The organism is Streptomyces sp. NPDC046805, from assembly GCF_040645355.1.
In the GTDB taxonomy this organism is placed as follows: Bacteria; Actinomycetota; Actinomycetes; order Streptomycetales; family Streptomycetaceae; genus Streptomyces.
Genome location: NZ_JBEYYC010000085.1, coordinates 1 through 2,026, shown reverse-complemented (window position 1 = coordinate 2,026; position 2,026 = coordinate 1). Strand labels below are relative to the sequence as shown.

5 protein-coding genes are annotated in these 2,026 nt (G+C 69.9%); 4 read left to right on the top strand and 1 reads right to left on the bottom strand.

Translation table 11 applies throughout. The features are described 5' to 3' along the window. The 3 genes from ABZ910_RS36255 to ABZ910_RS36245 all read left to right on the top strand — a co-directional run. Positions 1-156: acyl-CoA carboxylase epsilon subunit (locus ABZ910_RS36255; RefSeq protein WP_361373693.1), on the top strand; the 156-nt coding region annotated here is incomplete at its 5' end. A gap of 111 nt (positions 157-267) precedes the next feature. Next, positions 268-396, top strand: a complete 129-nt coding sequence (locus tag ABZ910_RS36250; RefSeq protein WP_361373691.1) for a hypothetical protein — start codon at positions 268-270, stop codon at positions 394-396. Between the two features lie 32 nt (positions 397-428). After that, positions 429-1,046 (top strand): nucleoside triphosphate pyrophosphatase, encoded by a 618-nt coding sequence (locus tag ABZ910_RS36245; RefSeq protein ID WP_361373689.1) that lies wholly within the window; start codon positions 429-431, stop codon positions 1,044-1,046. Here the strand turns inward: ABZ910_RS36245 and ABZ910_RS36240 are convergent. Then, on the bottom strand, positions 1,018-1,539 hold the full coding sequence (locus ABZ910_RS36240; protein WP_361373687.1) for a hypothetical protein: 522 nt from the start codon (positions 1,537-1,539) through the stop codon (positions 1,018-1,020). The two genes, ABZ910_RS36245 and ABZ910_RS36240, sit on opposite strands and share 29 nt — an antisense overlap. 387 nt (positions 1,540-1,926) lie before the next feature. On the opposite strand from ABZ910_RS36240, the gene ABZ910_RS36235 reads away from it, so the two are divergent. Next, positions 1,927-2,026: biotin carboxylase N-terminal domain-containing protein (locus ABZ910_RS36235; protein ID WP_157847070.1), on the top strand; the 100-nt coding region annotated here is incomplete at its 3' end.

The window sequence follows — 2,026 nt, the reverse complement described above, 5'->3', positions numbered from 1 at the left end:
CTGGCGGTGGTCCGCGCCCGCGCCGCGGCGGCAGCCGCCCCGCCACCCGGCACACCCGGACCACGCGACTCCTGGGCCGACCCCGCCCGCATCGCTGCCCACCGACTGCCCCAGCCGGGGCCATCGACCTGGCGACGCACCTACTGGCCGGCCTGAGGGCCCTTCCTTCAACGGGCACGGGCACCGCGCACGGCACTACGACACCACCCGCCGATTTGAGTACCCGTACTCAGGCACCCGCCCAAAGCCCGGCGCACGCTGGGACGCATGCTGTGGTCCGACCCGGAGAACGAGCCGCCGAAGGAACTGCGTGACATGCAGGACATGTTGCGGCGGCTCGGCCTTCTCCTGGCGCTGGCCATGCTGCTCATCATGATCGTGATCGGCCTGAGGTGAGCGGTGCGCGGTGTCATGGCTAACCTGACCGCATGACTGCTAAGCCGCGCAGGCGCCTCGTACTCGCCTCCCAGTCCCCCGCCCGGCTCGGGCTGCTCCGCCAGGCGGGGCTGGATCCCGAAGTGATCGTGAGCGGCGTCGACGAGGACGCGATCTCGGCGCCCACCCCCGCCGAGCTGGCCCTCGCCCTGGCCGAGGCGAAGGCCTCCGTCGTGGCGGCCCGGCCGGAGGTGCAGGGCGCTCTGGTGATCGGCTGCGACTCGGTGCTGGAGCTCGACGGGCACGCCCTGGGCAAGCCCGCCGACCCCGAGGAGGCCACCGCCCGCTGGAAGTCGATGCGCGGGCGGGCGGGGACGCTCCAGACGGGGCACTGCATCTGGGACACGGCGAACAAGCGGTACGTGTCCGGGACGGCCTCCACCGTCGTCCGCTTCGGCGAGCCCACCGACGAGGAGATCGCCGCGTACGTCGCCTCGGGCGAACCCCTCTACGTCGCCGGGGCGTTCACCCTCGACGGCCGTTCGGCGCCGTTCATCGAGGGCATCGACGGCGACCACGGCAACGTGATCGGCATCAGCCTGCCCCTCGTACGGCGACTGCTGGCCGAACTGGGCGTCGCCATCACGGAGTTGTGGACGCCGGCGGAGTGACCGCAGCGGGGACGGTGTCGACCGGCCCGCCCTGCGGGAGGATCTTGACGTCCGGGGCGTCGTCCGGCCCCGGGGCGTCGCCGGCATCCGACTCCCAGCCGTTCCGGCCGTCGTACGTCATCAGGAGCAGGACGACCAGCCCCAGCACCGCCACCATGAACAGGAACGCGGGCCAGCCCACCAGGCCCCAGGTGACCGCACCCAGCACCCCGTGCACCACGGCGACGCTGATCAGCAGGATGCGTCCGACGCCGGCCGGGGCCCGGTCGCGCACGGCGACGAGCAGGGCGACCAGGCCGCACAGCGCGAAGTAGAGCCCGAAGACCAGGCCGCCGATCTTCGAGGACATCGACATCATGTCCGGGTCGAGGCCGGCCAGCGACATGTCCTGCCGGTCGACCACCATCCCCAGGAACCAGTTCAGCGCCGCGATCCCGAATGCCTCGACCAAGAGGACGACCGCCACGATCCACGCCACCGGTCTGCGCACCACCGGTTCCCACCCACTCCCGCTCTAAGCGCGGCCCGAGCACGGCTCAAGGCTGCTGTTACCTGAAGTACGTTCCGAGCATCGCGCACGCTACTAATCAGTAAAGCCAAGGACAAGGGTCCGGCCGCCACCAATGATTCGTTGGGCCATTCGTAGGGACTCCACAAAGAAACGAAGTGGGCCGCAGCACGCTCTCACAGAGACCTTGGCCACATGACGGGGCTAGGGTTTTCCGAAGGAGCCCTGCGTACCAAGGCGCGACAAGGGCTTTCGTGGGTCGAGTGAGCCTCGCATCACGCTCCGTGTGGGCAAGCTCACCATTGGGGACGGGTCGAAGTGCCGTGTCGGCGGTCCCTAAACTCGGCTTGTTTCAAGGAGGGAGCCTCAATCGTGCGCAAGGTGCTCATCGCCAACCGTGGCGAAATCGCTGTCCGCGTGGCCCGGGCGTGCCGGGATGCCGGGATCGCGAGCGTGGCCGTTTACGCGGACC